Here is a 21,285-nt window from a genome sequence, read left to right on the forward strand (position 1 = left end):
ATTTATTGATGAAGAAGTGGTTATTACCAATGTTTATGATGGTCGTACTAGTGCTTGCAGCGTGCGGCAATAAAGATGAAAAGGCGGATGAGGACTCTAAAGATAAAGCATCAGCAGAAACGATTACGTATCAAGCAGAATCTGGTCCTATTAAAGTGCCAGCACATCCAAAACGTGTAGTTGTTTTATCTTCATTTGCTGGGGACTTACTACAGCTTGGTGTTAATGTTGTGGGTGTTGATTCATGGGCTAAAGACAATCCAAACTTCCAAGATGATCTTAAAAATGCAGTAGTCGTTGAGAATACAGACATCGAAAAAATGATCGAACTTGAGCCAGATTTAATTATTGGTTTAAATGGTATTGAAAATGCAGATAAATTAGCCGAAATCGCACCAACTGTGTTGTTCACATATGGAAAAGTTGATTATTTACAGCAATTTATCGAAATCGGTAAAGTTGTAAATAAAGAAAAAGAAGCAACTGATTGGGTAAAAGATTTTAAAGAACGTGCCGCAGAAACGGGTACAAAAATAAAAGAAAAAATTGGCGAAGATGCAACGGTTACTGTCGCAGAAATGTTTAATAAACAAATGTATGTATATGGAGATAATTGGGGTCGTGGAACAGAACTTTTATATCAAGAAATGGGCTTGAAAATGCCTGGAAAAGTAAAAGAAGATGCTTTAAAACCAGGTTATTTCGCAATTTCTACAGAGGTATTAAATGAGTATGCAGGTGACTATGTGATTTTTAGTACGTTTAAAGGTGAGGATAGCGCCATTCAAAATGCTGCTTGGTTTAAGGATTTAGAAGCGGTGAAGAATGGTCATTTATTTGCAGTGAATGGCAATGCATTTTACTTTAATGATCCAAAAACTTTAGAATATCAACTAGATTTCTTTGAAAAGAAATTTTTACAATAATTTCAGTAGAGAGTAGCGAAGGCAAATGATAAAGTTTCGATATTTCCCATTTTGGCTTCAAGTATTGCTTGCACTGATTTTATTAGCAGTAACAGTTACGATTTCACTATGTATCGGCGCGGCAAATACGAGTATACAAGATGTTTATCAAGCAATTGTCGGACAAGGCGGTGGCAAGCACTATTCTATATTACGTGAAATTCGATTTCCTCGTATTATCGCTGCTATTTTTGTAGGGAGTGCACTTGCAGTTGCTGGGGCGATTATGCAAGGGGTTACTAGAAATCCATTAGCAGACCCAGGGCTCCTTGGCTTGACAGCAGGTGCAAATGCGGCACTTGCATTGACGATGGCATTTATCCCAAATACCTCGTATTATATGCTAATTTTTGCATGTTTCGTAGGTGCGGGCCTAGGGATGATTGTTGTCTATGGTATTGGTGCTTCAACAAAAAATGGCTTTTCACCATTAAAGCTAGTCCTGGCGGGGGCGGCTGTTTCTGCTCTATTACAAGCAATAGCAGATGGTACGGGCATATTATTTCAAATTTCAAAAGATGTTTCGATGTGGACCAGTGGTGGTTTAATCGGTACTACTTGGCAAGCATTAATCATTGCTCCAGTTATTTTAACAGGTTTAATAATTGCATTTGTGTTTAGTCGGCAGCTAACCATTTTAAGTTTAAATGAAGAATTAGCTGTCGGATTAGGACAAAATACAACAGTCATCAAGGGTATTATGATGTTTATAGTGGTCATTCTTGCAGGCTCCGCAGTAGCACTTGTAGGTAATCTAGCATTTGTTGGATTAATGGTTCCACATATTGTTCGTGCAATTGTTGGAACAGACTATCGATTTGTTTTACCGATGAGTGCCATCGTTGGTGGATGGTTGATGGTGATTGCAGATTTTGCAGGTAGAATGATTAATGCTCCATATGAAACACCGGTAGTTGCCATTATCTCAATGATCGGCCTTCCATTCTTCTTACTTCTAGTTCGAAAGGGAGGTCGTCGAATTGTTTAATGTCGGGCGAAAAAAACAACGTAAATGGGTATTGGTTTGGATACTATTAACAGTGGTTATTTTTGTTTTAGGAATTTCAATGGGAGCCGCCTCCGTTTCGATGAATCGGATCATACCGATCTTAATGGGAGACGGTAGCTTCAAAGAATCATTCGTCTTGTTCTCTGTTCGCTTGCCGAGATTGTTTGTGCTGGCAGCAGCAGGGATGGCGTTAGCATTAGCAGGTGCTGTTTTGCAGGGGGTGACGCGTAATGATTTGGCTGACCCTGGTATTATTGGGGTAAATGCGGGAGCAGGTGTAGGGGTTACACTTTTTTATCTCCTTGTCGATGGGGATCTGCCTCATTTTGCGTATGTGCTACCACTTGTAGGATTTTGTGGCGCTTTATTAACGGCAATCTGCATTTACTTTTTCTCGTATAAGCGCAATGAAGGTGTGCAGCCAGTCCAACTTATTTTAGTCGGAGTAGGCGTAGCATCTGCTTTATCGGGAGTAATGATGATTTTAATTTCCTCAGCTGAACGTAGCGATGTGCAATTTATCGCACAATGGCTTGCGGGCAATGTTTGGGGAACAGATTGGCCGTTTCTCTGGGCTTTATTGCCTTGGCTAGTGCTAGGCATTCCATTTATTTTTTATAAAGCAAATGTGTTAAATGTACTTGCGATGACCGAACAAACGGCAGTTGGCTTAGGCGTAACTATCGCTCGAGAGCGTTTGCAATTAATCGTTGTAGCTGTAGCATTAGCTGCAGCAGCTGTATCGATTACAGGAGGCATTGCCTTTATCGGTCTGATGGCCCCACATATTGCAAAGCAGCTTGTCGGACCTCGCTTCCAGTTCTTTTTACCGCTCACATTGTTGATCGGTGCAAGTTTACTTATGCTAGCGGATACAATTGGCCGCGTTGCTATTTCAAGTGCGACTGTACCAGCAGGTATTGTCGTTGCATGTATCGGTGCACCTTATTTTTTATATTTACTACGAAAAAACGACTGAATGGCTTCGGCTGTTCAGTTGTTTTTTTTGATTGAATAGAGCGTTCAAAATCGTGGATAGAGCCGAGAATGGATAGAGCGCTCAAAATCGTGGATAGGAAGATGAGAAAAACGGATAGCTCTTTTAAAATCGTGGATAGAAAACTGAGAATGCTGGAACTCGCTCGAAGTGCTGGATAGAAAGTCGAGAAAGATGGAAAGAGTGCTCAAAATCGTGGATAGGAAGTCGAGAATGCTGGATAGCACTTTCAAAATCGTGGATAGAAAGCCAAAAATGATCGATAGTATCGTCGTAAAAATGGGAATACGAAGCAGAAAAGTAGTATCTGGTGCTAGAGCCAGGCGATTTTTCCGTTCTTTTTATCTAAATAAATTGGCTAAAAATTTATTTTGTATGATTAGTATTTCAAGTTTTTTGGAACCTCTTTTTATAACGGTAATTATTCATATAATAAATACAGGAGGGATGAGACAATGATTTTATTAGCACGACAGCAATCACAAATGCATAGAATTCTCGAAGCCTTGTTACGAAGATTGCCTAGTACACACGTAGACTACATGAATAATTTTGAAAGGTTAATGCGTATACAGGCTGGCTTTGCTGGAGAAAAACGAGTAGATGCAGAATGGCTAGAGATTAATTTGCCCAATCCACATTATTTCCTTCATGATTTACAAATACTTAATCGCTTTGGGACTACACATCAAATAGACACTATATTATTATGCCCCCATTTTATATTAATACTAGAAATAAAAAATATAACAGGCTTTCTTGAATTCGATGAGTCTTTTGCTCAATTTACAAGAACTACTGCTCAAGGTGATGTTGAGGGAATGATTGATCCTTTTCATCAAGTTAGACGACATGCTGAGTGGATAAAGAGGGAGTTACAGCAGTACAAAGTTGAGATTCCTGTTCATTACGCAGTCGTTTTGGCAACGAAAAATGCTATTTTATCAGAAAGTTTAAAAGGACAACCCATTTTTCATGTTTCAGGATTACGTTATTATGTAAGGAAATGGCTTGAACAGCATAAAGAGGTGATGCTAGATGCAGATGACCTCTTTCATCTTTCTACTAAATTATTGTCCAGGCATATGCCAATTAAAAGAGATTTAACCATTCCAGTTCAGGATATTGTAAAAGGCGTGCTTTGTGTACGTTGTTTAAATGGACAGCGAATGAGCTATTACTCTAAAAAATGGACTTGTCCACGCTGCGGATTCGTTGATCGGGAGGCTGTTTTCAGAACGCTTGAAGATTACAAATTGTTAGTGGGCGATTCACTAACGAATAAAAGTTTTTGTGAGTTTTTCGCAATAGATTCACCAAATCTAGCGTATAGGCTATTGCAGAAATTACCTTTGAAAGCGGAGGGAATAAAAAAACATAGGAAATATAGGATTAAAGATGAATAGCTTAGTCAAAAGAAGGCCGAGAATGATGGATAGCGCTCAAAATCGTGGATAGAAAGGCGAGAAAGCTGGATAGAGCGCCCAAAATCGTGGATAGAAAGCCGAGAATGGATAGAGCGTTCAAAGTCGTGGATAGAAAGCCGAGAAAGCTGAATAGAGCGTTCAAAATCGTGGATAGAGCCGAGAATGGATAGAGCGCTCAAAATCGTGGATAGAAAGGCGAGAAAGCTGGATAGAGCGTTCAAAGTCGTGGATAGAAGGCCGAGAATGATGGATAGCGATCGAAGCTGTGGTTAGAGAGCTGAGAAAGCTGGATAGAGCGCTCAAAATCGTGGATAGAAAGGCGAGAAAGCTGGATAGCCCACCCAAAATCGTGGATAGAAAATCGACACCGACATAAAGACGTTCAAAATGCCAACCTTCTCGCTAATCTCCTACTAGACAAATAAAAATTAAAGGTATATAGTTAGCTAGGCTAACTAATTTAAAAGGAGTGGTATTTTTGACGATCGAACAAGAATTTTTTAATCAGTACCGCTTAATGTATAGACCTTTTATCAATCTAGTGAATGTGCAGCTTGAGAAATATCAGTTGTTTAGCTCCCAATGGGCGCTTCTTCGGTTATTGATGGATAAAGGGCCACATACATTTGTGGACATTGCGAATTTCATGTTTATTGAAAAGCCGAGTGTGACAAGGCTTGTGCAAAAGCTTGTGGAGCTTGGTTATGTAGAGACGGTTGCGGGTAGGGATAAGCGTGAGAAGCTTGTACAATTGACGGCAAATGGGGAAGAGATTGTGCAGGAAATTAAATCACAATTAAAACCATTTTTTGAACAGGCACTCGCTGGCGTTTCAGAGAGGGATATTGAAATTGCCACAAAAGTTTTAGCGAACATTTGTGCAAATATCAATAGGTAGGAGAGAGAAAAAGTGGAAGCAACTAGACATAAACTTTGGACGAAGGACTTTTTAATCGTCTCACTTATTAATTTTACCATTACATTAATATTTTTTTTATTGATGGTAACGATTGCAGGCTATGCGGTTGAGCATTTTGGGGCTTCAACTAGTACGGCAGGGCTTGTATCGAGTATTTTTATTATTGGTACTTTATTTGGTCGTCTTGGGACAGGGCGTATCATTGGGGATTGGGGTAGCAAAAAAACATTATTTTATGGATTATTGTTGTTTATGCTATCAACGATGTCTTATTTTATCGCAACGAATTTGCCGCTTTTAATGTTAAATCGTTTAGTACAAGGGATTGCCCTTGGCATGGCTAGTACGGCGACTGGAACAATTATTGCACAAATTTTGCCGCCTGATCGACGAGGGGAAGGGATTGGTTATTATAGCTTAAGTGCTATTTTGGCCACTGCTATCGGACCGTTTGTAGGCATTCTTTTAACACAGTTGTTTGAAGATTTCCGGATGATTTTTGCAGTCGATTCCGTATTAGCAATAATCTGCTTTTTGATGTATTTTATCGTAACCGTTCCAGACGCACCGAAGAAGGCTAAAGAAATGGCAGGGAGAACAGGCTTTAAACTTACTAATTTTATCGAGATGCGTGCTGTGCCAATTGCTTTTGTGGCACTCGTTATTGGTTTTGCCTACTCAGGAGTTATGTCATTTATGACGTTTTACGCGAAAGAGCTTGATTTGGTATCAGCCGGAAGTTATTTCTTTATCGTTTATGCAATTGTCATTTTAGCGACACGTCCATTTACAGGGAAATTACTAGATACAAGAGGTGCTAACATTGTTGTCTACCCATGTCTAGTTATTTTTGCCATTGGTATGTATGCCTTTAGTTCGGCGACGAGCAGTGTTGCATTTTTACTAGCCGCAGCTTGCATAGGGATTGGTTATGGTAATTTCAATTCAGTAGCGCAAGCAATAGCTATTAAAGTTACACCAAATGAGCGTTTAGGCCTTGCGACGTCGACATATTTTATTTTATATGATTTAGGTTTAGGGGTTGGTCCTTATTTCTTAGGATTTTTCGTGCCGACGTCAGGGTACAGTGCTATTTTCTTTGCGATGGTATTCGTTATTTTAGTTTCTATTGTCCTTTATTATTTTTTATATGGAAAATATGAAAATAGAAAACAAGCGGAAATTTCTTAGTAACTTCATATAGGAAAACGTCAATTTCTAGTTGTCTAAATGTATCAACTAGGAAATGACGTTTTTTTCTTAAAATGAAAATACTTCTTGCAATCGAAGATGATAATCATTATCATTCTCAATATAAACTATTTCGGAAGTAGGTTCATAGCATGAAAAAAACATCATTATTGTCAGTATTAGTTGCGGGAGGCATTCTAATGACTGGCTGTGGTAATACAGATGAAGCTAAAAAAGAAGATAAGCCAGCAACAGAACAAGCAGAACAAGCTACAAAGGTTGATCTATCTGCTGAGCTAGCAGCCTATCAGAAATTTTCTTTAGAGCAAATGGATCAATTCTTAATAAAAACAGAAGACTTTGTGAAGTTATTTAAAGCTGGTGACATTGAAAAAGCAAAAGCAGCTTATGCACCAGCACGTATGTATTTTGAACGTTCAGAGCCAATCGCTGAAAGCTTTGGTGACCTTGATCCACGTATTGACGGTCGTTTAGCGGATATCCAAGAAGAAGGTAAAGGCGAAGAAGAATGGTCGGGCTATCATAAGCTGGAGCATGCGCTTTGGGTAGAACATAAAACTGCAGGCTATGAGGCAATTGCAGATCAATTACTAGCAGACGCAAAAGAATTACACGCATTAGTTCAAACTGTAGAAGTAACACCAGATTTAATGATTACAGGTGCAGTTGATTTATTAAATGAAGTATCAACATCTAAAATCACTGGTGAAGAAGAAATCTATTCTCATACAGACCTTTATGACTTTAAAGCAAACATCGAAGGCGCAGAAAAAATCTTTGAAATCCTACGTCCAAAATTAGAAGCGAAAGACAAAGACTTAGTAGCAACATTAGATGAAAAATTCAAAGCAGTAGATGATTTATTGGCGAAACATGCGACAGCTGATGGCGGATATGTTTCTTATGAAAAGTTAACGGAAGAAAACACAAAAGCACTTGCAACAGCAGTTAATCAACTTGGAGAACCATTAAGTCAAATGGGTATTATTTTGGAGTAATTTTTGGAGTGATAATAAATGACAGCGTCAAATGATGAAAAATGGATCAATAAAAAAATTTCAAGACGTGACATGTTAAAGCTAACAGGTATCGGAGCAGCTGGTATAGCTATCGGTGCTTCTGGCTTAGGTGGTGTTATGAAAGTAATGGGCTACGATGTGTTCGAGCCTGTTGCTGACAGCACGACAGCACGTAATAAAGTTGATTTTTATGGAAAACATCAATCTGGCATTATTACACCTGTTCAGACGAATATTTATTTTGCTTCTTTAGATGTTTTATTTACATCAAAGAAAGACCTACAAGAGTTGTTCAAACAATGGACACCTCTTGTTGTACGTTTAATGAATGGTGAATTAATGGTAGATTTAACAACAAATACTAGAGTTCCTACAGGCGATACAGGTGAAGCAGAAGGTTTAGACGCTTCAAATTTATCGATCACAATCGGCGTTGGGCCATCTTTGTTTGATAAGCTTGGTATCCAACATTTGAAGCCGGCAGAATTAAAAGATTTACCACATTTCCCAAAGGATCAGCTTCAAAAAGAATTTACAGGTGGAGATCTTTGTATTCAGGCATGTGCAGATGACCCACAGGTGGCATTCCATGCAGTACGTAATTTAGTTCGTGCAGCATCTGGTAAGGTAGAAATTAAATGGTCTCAATCTGGCTTTAACTCATTTCCAGCTGGTGGAGGAACACCGAGAAATTTATTTGCATTCAAGGATGGCACAGGAAATCCATCGACTACCGATGACAAAGATTTAAATAAAGTTGTATGGGTCGATAAAGGCTGGCTAAAAGGCGGCTCTTATTTAGTCGCACGTAAAGTTCAAATGCATCTAGAAACATGGGATCGTACATCTTTGAAAGATCAGGAGGCAACATTTGGTCGTTATCGAGATAGTGGTGCACCTTTTGGTAAAAAGAAAGAGTTCGATGATTTCGATGTAGAGGCGAAAGATAGCAACGGTGAGTATATTATGCCAGATACGTCACATGTGCATTTGGCACGTAAATCAGGTGCCCGTATTTTACGTCGCTCTTACTCATATGCATCTGGTGTTATGACCAATACAGGTGCGCATGATGCGGGACTTATGTTTATTTCTTTTCAAAAAGACCCAGCTCAATTTATAACAGTTCAAAATAGCTTAGGACGTATGGATAAAATGAATGAATATATTACCCATCGAGGCAGTGCAGTCTTTGCTTGCTTCCCTGGTGTATCAAAGGGGAGTTATATTGGTGAAGCACTTTTTAACGCGCTGTAGTTTAGTACTTTGCTTGTTAGTGGCACTTGCTGTACCTGTGCAGGCAGCGCAGTCATATAGTCACTTGTACATTTCTATAAGTGATGCATTGATGAATACAAAGCAGGACAAGGAAACTGAGGCAAAACAAGCTCTTGAACAGTTTGCGACAGACTGGGCGTCGATTGCATCTGATCAAAAGGAAGCAAAAGAAAAAGTTGATAATATTCTTGCGCAAGCAGTTAAAGCTACTTCTAAAGATGAACGTTTAAAAGCACTATCTGATTTATCAAATGCCTTACGTGCATTAGAAAAGCTTGAGAATCCGGTAGATGAAGCGGCGCAGCGAGCAGAATTTGGCACGAAGTTTAAACCTATCATGAAAGCATTTGAAGATGCCTTAGCAAATGGTGATTTAACAACAATCGATGCAGCGTATAAGGATTTCAATGCGAAATGGAAGAAAATTGAACGCCCTGTACGTGAGCAAAGCATAGCGATGTACGGCCAAATTGAAACACAGATGGCCTTTATACGAATCTCACTTGCTTCTGAAAAGCCTGATGTAGCTTTAATGCAATCTCAATATGCAGAATTAAAACAAACAATTGAGGATTTTGTAGCTGGAAATGATACGGCGAAAGTCGTAGAAGGAGAGTATTCTCTAGCAACATTGATTGCTTATATTGATGAGGCGAATGATTTGATTGATGCAGGTGACTACAAGGCTGCATCTGATAAAATTCGAGAGTTCATTAAAATATGGCCGAGCGTAGAAATAGATATTTCAACACGTAACGGCAACCTTTATACAAAAATTGAAAGTGAAATGCCAATCCTCGTTAGTGACTTATTGAAGTCTAACGTCGATGTTAAAACCATAAAAAGTAAGCTGAATAATTTCCGTACCGAAATTGAACTGATTCAAGGTGACTCAGATTATACGCTATGGGATGCAGCATTAATCTTACTGCGAGAAGGCTTAGAGGCACTACTCATTATTATGGCCTTAGCATCGTTCCTAGAGAAATCTGGACAAAAAACTATGCGTAAATGGATATATATCGGTTCATTTGTAGGGATCTTACTTTCAGCGGTAGCGGCTATTTTAATGTCGACAATTTTCCAATCTGCGACAGTTGATACAAGTCGAGAGCTGATGGAAGGTTATATTGGGTTATTAGCTGCTGCGATGATGATTGGCGTTGGTATTTGGCTCCATAGTAAATCGAGTGTAGTAAGCTGGAATCGCTATATTTCCAAACGAATGGGTAATGCTATTTCAACTGGATCGGTGTTTACGATGGCTGCAATTAGCTTCTTATCCGTTTTCCGTGAAGGGGCAGAAACACTTGTCTTTTATGCAGGAATTGCACCTAAAATGGAAACATCTCAATTTGTGCTAGGTATTGTAGTAGCACTTGTAGTATTAGCTATTTTTGCATTTGTGTTATTGAAAGCAAGTGGAAAAATTCCAGTTCATAAATTTTTCGCAGTGGCAACGGTGTTAATCTATGTATTGGCATTTAAAATTATTGGTGTCAGTCTGCATACATTGCAGCTGAGGGATGCAGTTTCAACAACAATTATAGATGGCTTGCCAGTTGTCACCATCATTGGTTTCTATCCAACGGTAGAAACGATGATTGGACAAGCGATTTTACTTTTACTTGTTGTCGCAACGATCATTTATAAAAAGAAGCAGAAATAAATAGGAGGGTAGATGAATTTACTTTCATCTGCCTTTCTTTAGTTATCTAAATGCATGAAATTAAGGTGTCATCTGTAACGCTAATCAAGCGTGAATATCTGAAAGAAAATGCTCAGCAAGAAAGGAAAAATCTTGCTGAACATTACTTTAAATATGATGATAATAATGTTCTGAATGTTGGACTTTTTATTAATTAATGAAGTCTTGTGGAACACATTCACGAACACCAGAATTTCTTAATGAGTTAAACAAAGCTGCACTGATTCTTAATAAAACATTGTTATCAGTACCATTTTCTAAATCATAGATTGCAAAGTATGAATTATCGACCATAAAAATACATTTTCTTTCTAATTTAAATCCAGGTGGTACAGGAGGAAGATTAAAACGTGGTACAACTACAGGTGTATCTCCTTCATCTCTGATAAAATTGAAAGTTTGTTGGTCAATCTCATAGATATTAACTGGATCAATCTCCACACCTTTCTGTGGAATGGTAATTTCATCTTCAACTAATAGGAAAAAGCGTTCGTTTCGAAAGTTGAAAAGACTTCTAGCTCCAATTTCAAATGATGCCATTTTATTTTCACCTCCTTTTCTAATAAATATTTTATTCATATCGAAAACAGATGTTTGGACAATTAGGAAGGTGGAGTGAAGATATAGTAAAAATTATTTTTCAATACTTATAATTAGCCATGTTGTTTCTAGACCGAAGTCAATCCTATAGGGTACTTTTGAGTAAAGGAACTATTAAAGGGTCACTTGAGATAGAAGTGACCCTTAGTAACAACATTTGCGAGGTAAGGCTAAATTAGCTTTACATTACTATTAATATGTCGTGATAGCTATATATAGTGAATTGCCTGTGAAATAAATATTAAAAATAAAAAAGCTGTAGCATCGTAACACGCTACAGTAAACTATTGAACGATTTATGAGTAAAGAAACTACAAAAGGGTCACCAGGCTAGGAGGGCGACCCTTTAATCGGAAATGTTAATACCCTGTATTCATGAAAGTAGCGCCGATAATAATTAAAAGAATAAATAGAACAACAATTAAGGCGAATTGTGAACCATTACCATAACCGCCACCGGAGTAGCAGCCACTATTAATGCCACCAACATTTCCACCATAGTATCCCATAAGACACACCTCCTTTCTACAATATATAATATGTTGACTGCAGAGAAGGAGTGTGGTTGTTAAACCATTCAGCTATAGGCATTAAAAAATATACTTTTGTGAGATAAGACCATAAAAAAGGGCCACTTGGGATGGAGTGACCCTTAGTAACAAGATTCGGAGGTGTAAGGCTAAATTAGCTTTACCTTATTATTAATATGTCGTGATAGCTATATATGTATAGTGAATTGCCTGTGAAATAAATTTAAAAATAAAAAAACGGTAGCAGCATAACACCTAAAATAAACTAATAAACAATATAAAATAAGGTATTTCACTACTTACTACAAATATTAAGAAATGAAGGATCCTGCTTTAACGGGTTAGTGAAAGATGGAATTGGTATACGATCTAATGTAACAAACAAAATAGCTAGGGTGAATATGTTGAAGGATAAAAAGGAACGTTTAAAAGAGTTGCTAGATAAGCAAAAACAAAAAAGAATAAAAGAGGAGGAGAAAAATGTATACGAAACGGTTTTAGAGGAAGTTAATGAGTTATTTCCAAATACTGATTCTGAAGAGGAAGTAGAAATATTATCAAAAGAAGATTCAAAAAAAATTACTGATGAATTATTTAAAAAATTTCCGTTTTGTAGTAGCGGAATTGAGTGGACACATATGTTTTACAAAACTATATTTTCTAACTTTGTTGACTATGAAGGTGCATTAGCAGAACTAGTAATTAAAAATCATAAAGTAAGTAATGAAATATGCTATATTATTGACCTTAATTCTCAATATGTCATTAAAACAAAACTGATTAGAATTTTACACAGTGTTGAAGAAGTTAGAAATTGGGACAGGTATATTTATTCACCTCAAATTAATTTGGTTATCGAATTCTCCTCCAACGATATAGCAGTAGGATGGAAGAAATAAGTGTTTACAACAGAAGAATGTGAAGCTTTACATTTAAACGAACGAAGTGCTTTACTTCAATAGAGGGCTATAAATCCTGTATCAAAGTAGTTTTTTTCTTATTCCACAATCGGGCCAAATAAGTTAAGATGGTTGACTCATTATAAAAAAATAGGCACGGATGAAAACTATTTTTAATCAAATGCATACAGCAAAAATTTTAAAGCGTCCACAAATTAAATCCGAATTCACAGCCGCAGTGGGGAAAAATGAATGTCGCCCAAATGCTAGCGCATTGTTCAGCTTTCTAAGATATTGCAATGGGGCAATCTTTTCCACCAAGGAGCTGGTTAGGAATAATAGTAGGGCGGTTTGCAAAACAAATCATGTACAATGACAGGGCATTGCCTCACCTCACAATATGTCTACGATCCCTACCATTTTGATTGCAGATGAAAGAGAATTTGAGATAGAAAAAGAAAAGCTAAAACAAAGTATCCCTAAACTTAATTCACTAACAGGGGCGTTGAAATCCTTATTGGTGAAACATAAGAAGTTGAATGAGGAAAAAATTACATATATAAAATAAAGCAATACATTGTTAAGATTTGATAGGTAAAGTATTCTATGAAAAGAAATTAGCGTGGTACTATCAAGATAAAAGCGGGTGTTTTTTATTGGAGGGGAAGTTTTCCAAGACTTTAAAACGAATAGAAGAGGATATTAAAAATGATGATTTGGGGAAAGCAAGGGATAGACTACACGGATTAATAACAACTTTTCCTAATGAATTAGAACTCCGTAAAAAATTGGGAGATATTTATTTCGAGTTAAAATATCCTGCAATGGCTGGTCGATACTGGTATTTAGAAAAGAATAAGACGCCAGAAATGATAAATGCGTGTATTGAATTTGAAAACTCTATGGGAAAAGACATTGATAATATAGCGAGAGCTTTAAAGTATAAAGGTGATATTGAACTTTTAAAAGGACTGGAATTGGACCTAGCACTTTTATCTATCAATAAAGTAAAAGAAAAATTAGTAGAAGAACCAGATGCACCTATAGAAGGTGAACATAACTGGGTTATTTTTGGTTGTCTTTCAATAATAATTTTACTATTTATTTTTGCATTAGTTGGAGTTTATACATTTTTCACATGGATATTTTAAATGAAAATGGAAAGAAAATTTTACTAACGCAATAGCTAAAAGTCAGACTGTTTTTGACGTACTTTTTAGTAAAAGGATCATGTAAAAGAAGTTTAATCATAATTAAAGAAATATATTTCTAATTGTATGGAGGAGTCACGTTGGTTAATGAAGTAATTACAAATGCTAAAAATATGATTCAAAGGTCTGGAACATCCACTAGGATAGCGACAGTTGGGGAAATAAATGACCTAAAAGAAAAACTAGATACTAAACTTCCAGAATGATTGATAGATTTAATGACTACGGTAGAAGTGTGTAATAGTGAATTGGTGGTTCCTTTTGATGCGGAAGATGAAGAAGATGAAGAAAATCCCCAATTACGAATCGAATTCTTGAATCCAAAGTGTATTATTGATCAATGTTTAGATGCTGTTCCTGGATGTGCAGTATTTGAGAGTGGTTATATTTGTATCGGAGTAGAAATAGCTATTGGTGATGCTTACGCAATAAATATACACGAAGGAAATAATCCTCCTGTCTATTTATTAGATCATGAATATGCTGAAGAGACTGAGACGATAATTGAAAATAAACTAACTGTTGTAAAAAATTTATCCGACCTGTTCCTAGTTGCGAGAATAAAAGAGCGAAAACGAACGAGGTCCTAGATTAATAGAAAAAACAGACAGAATTTAATCTACACTTTTTGTAGATTAAATCTGCCTGTTTGTTTAAAACAGTCTTACTCTAAAATGGCTTCCTTGGTAGCCTCTACCAGATAGAAACTCGATCTTCTGGAGCTACATACATGCCATCTCCAACCTTAATTCCAAAGGTATCATAGAATTGCGGGAAGTTTACAATCGTGCGGTTTACCCGAATTTTATTGGCTGAATGTACATCGTTTTTGCTTAGATATGCTGCAAGCTCTTTTGTAGTTGTGAATTTCCACATTTCTGCATTGCTTTCGAAATATGCTTTATAATCTGGATTACTCATATTGGATACAACTTGCAGTGAAGCGGCCATTCCGCCCAAATCAGCGACATTCTCGCTCAGTGTAAGCTGACCGTCGTTCAACACACCCGGAATAATCTCAATGTTATTATAGAAATCAATCAGTTTCTGGTTTTTCTCTTTGAATTTCTTAAAGTCTTCCTCTGTCCACCAGTTATTTGCATTTCCATTTTCGTCATATGCCGATCCGTTGTTATCAAATGCATGGCTGATCTCATGACCAATGACCATGCCAATTGCCCCATAGTTTTCTTCAGGTTTAGCTTTTATGTCATAGAAGGGTGCTTGCAGAATACCAGCAGGGAACGTAATTTCGTTATTAAGCGGATAGTAGAAAGCATTTACGGTATAAACACTCGTTACCCATTTGGTTCTATCCACTGGTTTTCCAAGCTCGGCTTTCGAGTGATCAATGTATGCTTTGGTTACTGCGAAAGTATTAGATAACAGCGAACCACCTTCGTCATATGTCTTGATCGCTACTTTGTCTAAAGTCGTATCCCACTTCTCTGGATATCCGATCTTAACAATCATCGTTTCCAGCTTTTTAATCGCTTTAGTTTTTGTTGTTTCGGACATCCAATCAAGCGATTTGATTCTTTCCTCATACGTAGCAATTAACTTCTCTACCATCTGTTCAACATCTTTTTTAGCTTCTGGTGAAAAATGTTTCTCGGCAAACATTTGCTCCAAATAACTGCTCATTGTGCCAGTTGTCAAGTCTACTGCGTTTTCTTTATCTGTTTTTTCTCCTGTAATGCCGTAGAACGTTGCGGCAAACTCCTTAGCAGCATCTCCGATTTCATCTGACAATAAACTGCCTGTTGCTATAAGTAGTTGCAATTTGGAGTAAGTTTTCAACACGTTAAGATTAGTATCAGTCAAGAGTTCTGCGCCTTTTTGCGCAAGCTTCACATCGTTGACGATCACTTTATCAGTACTGTCGATTTTCATCGATTTCAAGACTTGTTTCATATCTACTGTTTTGAACATGTCATCGAATTGTTCGATTGTATACGGGTTATAGTATTTATTGACATCACTTTGTTCATAAGGTTCAAGCGATACGGAAGCTAAGCTTTTCTCCATGTCATAAACTTTCTCGGCAAGTGCTTTCGCAGCGGACTTTTCCTCGCCCGATGCCACAAGAAGTTTGGTCATATATTGAATATAGGCTTTTTTCGCTTTCTCATCTTCCGTAACAAAGCTGTTCTTATCCAGACCAATAGCTAATCCTGTGTAATACAAAGCATTTTCACTGCTGTTCTTTGCATCGTTCATAATTGCAAAGTTAAATAATGAGCTCAAACCCAATTCTTTCTCCAGGCTAAGATCTGCTTGAACGAGTTCATCAAGCGTTTTAGCTCCGTCAATTGCTTTTACATATTTTTGAATAGGTTCAATTCCTTGTTTATTTCTATTTTTTTTATCCAACGCAGTCGAATAGTAGTCAGCAATTTTCTGTTCTTTCGTTCCTTTTTCGAATTGTTTGCCAACGAGGTCATCTATTATTTTTTCCAATTTCTCGTCATTTTGTTTTTGCAGCTCGGAAAAGCCGCCGCCCATGATTTCTCCTGCCGGAATTGTCGATTGATTTAACCATTCTTTATTAATTGCTTCATAAAAATCGTCATTTAAATGAGAGCCTTTAAGCGTCCATATTCTGGCGATAATGTTTTGAAATTCTTCGATCGTAATATTGTCATTTGCGCCTAATGTGCCGTCAGGGTTGCCCGTCAATACGCCGGCTTTTACCAATTTATCGATGTCTTTCTTAGCCCAATCGGGTACATCGGTGAACTCGACGTCAAATGTTCCAATGCGCAGATCATTTCCGACAGGCTCTGGCAACTCGCCAAATGCCCTACTCAACATAACTAAAGCTTCGACCTTCTTAGCTGGCGCTCTTAAATTTTTGTTTTTAGAGCCCTGCATAATGTATTCTTTACTAATTCCTGGTTGATAAGCGTCCGCTGCCATTAACAAGGTTTTTACAATCTCTCCCCTTGTTGCTGGTGGCGACGTTTCATCTGCATACACCGATACGCTAAGTGATAGGACCATTATGATGGTCATGAGTAAGGATAAAAATTTCTTTTTCATATTCGCGCTCCTCTATAGTAGATTGGTGTGAACAAAGATAAATGGTAGTGTTTAGAATTCCTGCCATTTAAACACCATTATAGTTGTTTTATTTTAGTTTGAAAATATGTAAAGAGCTTTTTCATTTTCAAGAGAGCATGTCTAGCCTAGAGCTTTTAAGTTCAACTCGTAGCACAAGAAAGGTCACTTTTTTAGTATTACTGTAGTGTGAAATGAAGGGGGCAAATAAGAACCGTAATAAGATAAAAGAAAAACCCATTGAATTCAACCTGGAGGGCCAAGTATCTTAGTTATGTCCATTTTTATATAAATAATAATATAGATGAATTAAAACATAATAGCAGGTTAGTTGAATAAGAAATAATATATATTGAATGGTTTAAAGGGGATCTGTTATTGCTTTATAGTAAAATTAATAGATACAAAAGAATGATTGGATGGATAACTTTGACTGAAAAAGTATTAAAAAAACATTTGAAAGAAAAATACGGTGATTTTTCACTTGTTCGATTAACTGGAGGGTACACAAATGACACTTTTTTGTTAAATGGTACACTTCCTCCGTTAGTTGTTAAAGTTACAAATAAATTTAACGAAGACATTGAAAATGAAATAAATTGTTTAAATTTAATTCAAGAAACAGGAGTAACACCAAAAATTTATGAGTTAATAGAAACAGATGCCCTTCAAATAATTGTAATGGAGTACAGAAAAGGAATAAATGGACAATCCATTTTAGATAACAATGAATTAGAAAGAACAAAGGAATTATATAAAAACTTAGGAGCATCTCTTGCTAAAAGAATTCATTCAATAAAATATAACTATACTTCAAGTGGAATTAGAGAATGTACTTTTAATGAATTTAACTTAAGTTTAGATTTTGTACCTGAATTTCTTATTGCAAATTCTATGGAGATATTACAAAACATAAACGATAATAAGGAGGAATGGGTTTTAACGCACGGTGACTATGGGATTCACAATGTTTTATACACAGATACTAATACTCTTACAGTCTTAGATTGGGAATGGTCTGAATGGGCAAATCCTTTAACCGATATAGGATGGGTCTGCTGGTTTACAAAACTTCATTACCCTGAATATGCGGACTCATTAAATCTCTTATTTATTAAAGAATATAAAATTAATAATCCAATACACTTATCTCCTGAAGTATTAAGGTCTTACTGTGTATATAAGGTATGGAAAGTATTACATAAGGTCAAAAAAGCTCCACAAGAAGTACAGGAGGAATGGATAAGACGTTTAAAATGGACCATAGAAACGGACATTTTTAATTTCGTCTTAATGAACTAACCAGCTAATAGATTGTCAATAAAAATCTTTTAAATTAATAAACACTTCATGCTATACTAAAAAGCGCAACCCAAATAACCCTCCGAATTCAATTTGGAAGGTTTTTGTGGTATTTGGAAATTCTGTCACTACATGGTTTCTTGGAATCGTGTTTTCGTTTTTAAAATCGCATAAATCCAATGTAAAAGCTTATTTGCGCAAGCAATAATGGCTACTTTATATGGCTTTCCTTCCTCACGTTTTAAATCGTAGAAGGCTCGTAATCGCTTATTTCGTGCGATAGTTTCAGGTGTTGTTTTCTTTTTCCGACTATCTCGAATAGAACAACGAACAGCTGTATAAAGCATGTGGCGAAGCCTAGCCGAGCCGCGTTTAGTAATGTGATTTTTCGTGCCTTTAAAGCGACCTGATTCAAACACACTAGGATCCAGTCCTGCAAAGGCTACTAACTTTTTCGGATGATTAAACCGATCAATTTCTCCGATTTCTGAAATAATCGTTGCAGCGATTTTTTCACCAATACCAGGAATTGATTGGAGTAATTCATATTCTTCAAGTTGTGCCGCTAACTCATCAATCTCACGCTCCAACGTAGAAAGTTGTTGGTGGTACACTTGAAGTAAATCAATATACATATTCAAGCTGACTAGAAGACTTTGATAAAGAGTTGATTGAAATGGATTGCGTTCTGCAGCTCCGATAAATTTTTCCGATCTTTCAAGCGCCCAATTAAACGAACGTGCTTTGCAATGTGTATCAATGAATTGTGCGATATCTTCTACACCTGCTTCTTTAACTGATTCAGAAGTAGGGTAAGCTTGTAAAGTTTTTAAGGAAATCTCAGCGTATAAATCGCCAAACACTCCTTTGTACTCAGGGAATATTTGATCTAATACGGCTTGAAATTGAAGCTTTGTTTGAATCATAATTCCCGTCATATTTTCATGTTGCCTTGTTAGATGCCGAAGGTTTAATAACTGTATACCACGCTTTTTCTGAGGCGCTAAATCCTCTTTGTAATACAGTTCGCCTAAGTGATAAGCATCAATGGCATCAGTTTTGGTTTTTCGCAAGCTAGAACTTTTTGCTCGGTAAGATACCAGTGGATTTACGATAATGACAATGTATTCTCTTGCTTCTAAAAACTGTACAACTGGGGCATGATAGTGACCTTTATCAGGTTAGAAGGGTTTATCAGAGGATTAGTAGTGTAAGTAAACCTTTACAATCTTGTGGTTCACCTGTATGTGCTAGATGGCGAATAGTGCTAGAGGTTATGAGTCTATTAATAATAGCAATGGTGATGCGCAAATAAATAGAAGGGTAGATGAATAAATTCTTTCATCTGCCCTTTTTCATTTTAATCAACCCAATGAGAAGGACGTTTCAAGTGGGAGGGTAATTTTGTTTGTAGATTGCCTTGTGCCGAATTAATTTGCATCTGGGTTAAAAACATACTTGTTGATAGGTCTGCGCCATGTAAATTTGCATCACGTAAATCGGCTCCAATAAAATCAACGCCTCTTAAATCAGCATTTTGTAGATTGGCTGCAATTAAATAAGAGCCTCTTAGATCTGTTGCTCTTAAATCCTTGCCCTTTAAATTTTTTCCTATCCAATCAACGCCACGATTATCATACTTTCGAGGTTTTTTCCCAATCTTTGTGATAAGACTTTGGCGAATTTGCTCACTTGTTTCTAACAGTAATCCATTCACTGGCAGTCGGAAAGTAGGAATATCTATTGCTAGTAATGCATCAGCTTCTAGCTCTGTTGCACGCTGTAGCTGTTCTAGTTGTATATGTAGCTTATTAAATAAAGATGAATCTACCTTATATGATAAAGCCTCTGCTACGTAAGCAATCATTTCATAAAGCTGTTCCATAATAGGAAAGACACAAAACATTTTTTCGGAAACTTCAGGGAATCGCCGCCAGTCTTGTCCATGGAAGGTTGTTTGCGAAACCTTTTGTCCAGCTCCTAAACAGTCATAAACTGTACAGCCTTTAAACCCTTGGTCTCTAAGTTTGCTATGAATTTGACAGCTGAAATCAGATTGTAGATTAGGGCAAGGTGTTCCGGCTGCTTTATGAATAGCAAAGTCGCTAGAAGCAGTAATATTTAAAGCCGTACAGCATAGACCAAAACAGCTTTGGCAATCAGCCTGGAAGCTTTCAGGTATCTTTTTTCCCATTGAATCATCTATTTTTTTTACTTTAGACATCATTATATTCCTCGCTTAACGCATAGACTTCTTACTGATAATTTTATCACTTTTTACAAATAAAAGGATATATTTGTGTGGAATAATTTTGCATACAATGGTATTCCCTTTAAAATGTTTCTCGTTGAACTGTCTAGTTTTTTACAAAACTAGGATATCCCATTGACAATTTATTGTAAAATGCTATAATTTTTATCGACAGACAGTCGGTCTATATTGGAGGAGTGAAAATGAGAAAAGAAGCGATGGAGCGCAGAAACGAAATACTTGATGTGGCAGATGAGCTTTTTGGTCAGAAGGGCTTTGATGGCACAAGTACTAACGATATTCTCGAAAAGGTTGGGATAGCAAGAGGAACACTATATTATCACTTCAAGTCAAAGGAAGACATTATGGACGCGCTAATCGAGCGGTATAATGCTCAAATTTTAGGGACTGCAAAGGAAATTGCGGCAAATAAGAGCATACCCGTGAACGAGCGTATTATCAGGGTTGTAATGTCACTAAACATAAGTGATGGAAACGGCAAGGAAATTATGGATCATATACATAAGCCTCAGAATGCGCTTATGCATCAGAAAATACAAAAGGTCATTATAAATGGTCTTCCCCCAATACTGACGGAAATAATCCGTGAGGGCATTGAGCAAGGACTATTTAACACGCCGTATCCGTATGAATGTATGGAAATGATTGTGGCCTATACAAATACCGTTTTTGATGATGATATGGTTGATATAACCGATGAAGAACGCGCTGCACGAATACCAGCTTTTGTCTTCAACGTAGAAAGACTGCTCGGTGTCGAAAGTGGAAGCCTTATGTACATGATGAAGATGTTTGGCAATGGAGATTAGGTTGGAAGAAATGGAAACGACAGTGGTCATTCTGTTCAACCTGAAGTCAGTTAAAAAGCTTGAAAACA

Annotated in this window: 19 protein-coding genes and 2 pseudogenes; 16 read left to right on the forward strand and 5 right to left on the reverse strand. The window is 36.9% G+C overall.

Annotation, left to right across the window (positions count from 1 at the left end; translation table 11 throughout):
* The first annotated feature begins 8 nt into the window (after positions 1–8).
* From MOK21_RS01320 to MOK21_RS01360, 9 genes are all read left to right on the forward strand, one after another.
* Complete coding sequence (locus MOK21_RS01320; protein ID WP_249072083.1) at positions 9–926, forward strand: iron-hydroxamate ABC transporter substrate-binding protein; 918 nt, start codon at positions 9–11, stop codon at positions 924–926.
* A gap of 25 nt (positions 927–951) precedes the next feature.
* On the forward strand, positions 952–1,953 hold the full coding sequence (locus MOK21_RS01325; protein WP_249072085.1) for a FecCD family ABC transporter permease: 1,002 nt from the start codon (positions 952–954) through the stop codon (positions 1,951–1,953).
* Complete coding sequence (locus MOK21_RS01330) at positions 1,946–2,953, forward strand: FecCD family ABC transporter permease (protein ID WP_249072088.1); 1,008 nt, start codon at positions 1,946–1,948, stop codon at positions 2,951–2,953. The genes MOK21_RS01325 and MOK21_RS01330 overlap by 8 nt, the downstream gene beginning before the upstream one ends.
* Before the next feature lie 473 nt (positions 2,954–3,426).
* Positions 3,427–4,377, forward strand: coding sequence for a nuclease-related domain-containing protein (locus MOK21_RS01335; protein ID WP_249072089.1), 951 nt, complete (start codon positions 3,427–3,429; stop codon positions 4,375–4,377).
* A 490-nt stretch (positions 4,378–4,867) separates the two neighbouring features.
* The gene (locus MOK21_RS01340; protein ID WP_249072091.1) at positions 4,868–5,296 is read left to right on the forward strand and encodes a MarR family winged helix-turn-helix transcriptional regulator; all 429 of its coding nucleotides are present in this window, start codon (positions 4,868–4,870) and stop codon (positions 5,294–5,296) included.
* A gap of 12 nt (positions 5,297–5,308) precedes the next feature.
* The gene (locus tag MOK21_RS01345) at positions 5,309–6,508 is read left to right on the forward strand and encodes an MFS transporter (protein WP_249072093.1); all 1,200 of its coding nucleotides are present in this window, start codon (positions 5,309–5,311) and stop codon (positions 6,506–6,508) included.
* Positions 6,509–6,660: 152 nt separating this feature from the next.
* Complete coding sequence (gene efeO, locus MOK21_RS01350) at positions 6,661–7,527, forward strand: iron uptake system protein EfeO (RefSeq protein WP_249072096.1); 867 nt, start codon at positions 6,661–6,663, stop codon at positions 7,525–7,527.
* A gap of 18 nt (positions 7,528–7,545) precedes the next feature.
* Positions 7,546–8,805, forward strand: a complete 1,260-nt coding sequence (gene efeB, locus MOK21_RS01355; protein ID WP_249072098.1) for an iron uptake transporter deferrochelatase/peroxidase subunit — start codon at positions 7,546–7,548, stop codon at positions 8,803–8,805.
* Positions 8,780–10,495, forward strand: a complete 1,716-nt coding sequence (locus MOK21_RS01360; RefSeq protein ID WP_249072100.1) for an FTR1 family iron permease — start codon at positions 8,780–8,782, stop codon at positions 10,493–10,495. The genes efeB and MOK21_RS01360 overlap by 26 nt, the downstream gene beginning before the upstream one ends.
* A gap of 189 nt (positions 10,496–10,684) precedes the next feature.
* Here MOK21_RS01360 and MOK21_RS01365 read toward each other — a convergent pair whose 3' ends face one another.
* Together MOK21_RS01365 and MOK21_RS01370 are read right to left on the reverse strand one after the other, a co-directional pair.
* A complete protein-coding gene (locus MOK21_RS01365; protein ID WP_249072102.1) occupies positions 10,685–11,074 on the reverse strand; it encodes a spore coat protein in 390 nt (129 codons plus the stop codon).
* 419 nt (positions 11,075–11,493) lie between these two features.
* Positions 11,494–11,643 (reverse strand): YjcZ family sporulation protein, encoded by a 150-nt coding sequence (locus tag MOK21_RS01370; RefSeq protein WP_249072104.1) that lies wholly within the window; start codon positions 11,641–11,643, stop codon positions 11,494–11,496.
* Between the two features lie 425 nt (positions 11,644–12,068).
* Between MOK21_RS01370 and MOK21_RS01375 the strand changes: the two genes are divergently transcribed.
* From MOK21_RS01375 to MOK21_RS01390, 5 genes and pseudogenes are all read left to right on the forward strand, one after another.
* On the forward strand, positions 12,069–12,563 hold the full coding sequence (locus tag MOK21_RS01375) for a CDI toxin immunity protein (RefSeq protein WP_249072106.1): 495 nt from the start codon (positions 12,069–12,071) through the stop codon (positions 12,561–12,563).
* A gap of 160 nt (positions 12,564–12,723) precedes the next feature.
* Positions 12,724–13,041 (forward strand): annotated as a pseudogene (locus MOK21_RS01380) (DUF1569 domain-containing protein); the annotation flags it as partial.
* A 178-nt stretch (positions 13,042–13,219) separates the two neighbouring features.
* A complete protein-coding gene (locus MOK21_RS01385) occupies positions 13,220–13,714 on the forward strand; it encodes a DUF6584 family protein (RefSeq protein WP_249072107.1) in 495 nt (164 codons plus the stop codon).
* Positions 13,715–13,854: 140 nt separating this feature from the next.
* Entirely contained in the window at positions 13,855–13,980 is a 126-nt protein-coding gene (locus MOK21_RS23680; protein WP_283164565.1) for a hypothetical protein, read from the forward strand.
* A 12-nt stretch (positions 13,981–13,992) separates the two neighbouring features.
* Positions 13,993–14,364 carry a hypothetical protein gene (locus tag MOK21_RS01390; protein ID WP_249072109.1) on the forward strand — a complete coding sequence of 124 codons (372 nt, stop codon included), beginning with the start codon at positions 13,993–13,995 and terminating at the stop codon, positions 14,362–14,364.
* Positions 14,365–14,467: 103 nt separating this feature from the next.
* On the opposite strand, the gene MOK21_RS01395 is transcribed toward MOK21_RS01390, so the two are convergent.
* A complete protein-coding gene (locus MOK21_RS01395) occupies positions 14,468–16,816 on the reverse strand; it encodes a M13-type metalloendopeptidase (protein ID WP_249072111.1) in 2,349 nt (782 codons plus the stop codon).
* Positions 16,817–17,263: 447 nt separating this feature from the next.
* Here MOK21_RS01395 and MOK21_RS01400 point away from each other — a divergent pair, with 447 nt between their 5' ends.
* A complete protein-coding gene (locus MOK21_RS01400; protein WP_249072113.1) occupies positions 17,264–18,136 on the forward strand; it encodes a phosphotransferase family protein in 873 nt (290 codons plus the stop codon).
* A 128-nt stretch (positions 18,137–18,264) separates the two neighbouring features.
* Here MOK21_RS01400 and MOK21_RS01405 read toward each other — a convergent pair.
* Positions 18,265–19,308 (reverse strand): annotated as a pseudogene (locus MOK21_RS01405) (IS110 family RNA-guided transposase); the annotation flags it as partial.
* Between the two features lie 188 nt (positions 19,309–19,496).
* Entirely contained in the window at positions 19,497–20,360 is an 864-nt protein-coding gene (locus MOK21_RS01410) for a pentapeptide repeat-containing protein (protein ID WP_249072115.1), read from the reverse strand.
* A 230-nt stretch (positions 20,361–20,590) separates the two neighbouring features.
* Between MOK21_RS01410 and MOK21_RS01415 the strand changes: the two genes are divergently transcribed.
* Positions 20,591–21,217 carry a TetR/AcrR family transcriptional regulator gene (locus MOK21_RS01415; protein ID WP_283164566.1) on the forward strand — a complete coding sequence of 209 codons (627 nt, stop codon included), beginning with the start codon at positions 20,591–20,593 and terminating at the stop codon, positions 21,215–21,217.
* The last annotated feature ends 68 nt before the right edge of the window (positions 21,218–21,285 follow it).

The sequence above is a fragment of the Lysinibacillus sp. BPa_S21 genome, assembly GCF_023337795.1.
Taxonomy (GTDB): Bacteria; Bacillota; Bacilli; order Bacillales_A; family Planococcaceae; genus Lysinibacillus.

Coding starts and splice junctions, on each gene's coding strand:
- MOK21_RS01320 (WP_249072083.1), top strand. CDS start 9: ATGAAGAAGTGGTTATTACCAATGTTTATGATGGTCGTACTAGTGCTT.
- MOK21_RS01325 (WP_249072085.1), top strand. CDS start 952: ATGATAAAGTTTCGATATTTCCCATTTTGGCTTCAAGTATTGCTTGCA.
- MOK21_RS01335 (WP_249072089.1), top strand. CDS start 3,427: ATGATTTTATTAGCACGACAGCAATCACAAATGCATAGAATTCTCGAA.
- efeO (WP_249072096.1), top strand. CDS start 6,661: ATGAAAAAAACATCATTATTGTCAGTATTAGTTGCGGGAGGCATTCTA.
- efeB (WP_249072098.1), top strand. CDS start 7,546: ATGACAGCGTCAAATGATGAAAAATGGATCAATAAAAAAATTTCAAGA.
- MOK21_RS01365 (WP_249072102.1), bottom strand. CDS start 11,074: ATGGCATCATTTGAAATTGGAGCTAGAAGTCTTTTCAACTTTCGAAAC.
- MOK21_RS01370 (WP_249072104.1), bottom strand. CDS start 11,643: ATGGGATACTATGGTGGAAATGTTGGTGGCATTAATAGTGGCTGCTAC.
- MOK21_RS01390 (WP_249072109.1), top strand. CDS start 13,993: ATGACTACGGTAGAAGTGTGTAATAGTGAATTGGTGGTTCCTTTTGAT.
- MOK21_RS01395 (WP_249072111.1), bottom strand. CDS start 16,816: ATGAAAAAGAAATTTTTATCCTTACTCATGACCATCATAATGGTCCTA.
- MOK21_RS01410 (WP_249072115.1), bottom strand. CDS start 20,360: ATGTCTAAAGTAAAAAAAATAGATGATTCAATGGGAAAAAAGATACCT.
- MOK21_RS01415 (WP_283164566.1), top strand. CDS start 20,591: ATGAGAAAAGAAGCGATGGAGCGCAGAAACGAAATACTTGATGTGGCA.